Annotated in this window: 1 protein-coding gene; it reads right to left on the bottom strand. The window is 69.5% G+C overall.

Annotated features, from left to right (window positions below; genetic code table 11):
• Positions 1-275 (bottom strand): Sua5 family C-terminal domain-containing protein (locus tag EN851_RS35295; RefSeq protein ID WP_281041133.1); only part of this gene is annotated, 275 nt, incomplete at both ends.

The raw sequence follows: 275 nt of genomic DNA on the forward strand, positions 1-275 counted from the left end.
CCTCGCCCAGCCCGTCGAACGGGATAGGCTCGACGGCGATGGTGGCGGCGCCGCTGCGGTCGAGCGCCTGCATATAGGCGAAGAGATTGGTGGCCGCCTCACGCAGGTCGCCCGCCTCGGAAAGATTGCGCACCGCGACCGCATCCTGCCAGCCTTCGGCACGATGACGGCCGAAGGCAAGCAGCGCCTCCCCGCCGGCGATCTTGCCGACATTGAGCCGCATTGATGCGCCCGGCGCGTAATGCGAAGCGAGCATGCCCGGCGCCTCGATGCCC

Source organism: Mesorhizobium sp. M8A.F.Ca.ET.208.01.1.1 (genome assembly GCF_004791315.1).
GTDB lineage: Bacteria > Pseudomonadota > Alphaproteobacteria > Rhizobiales > Rhizobiaceae > Mesorhizobium.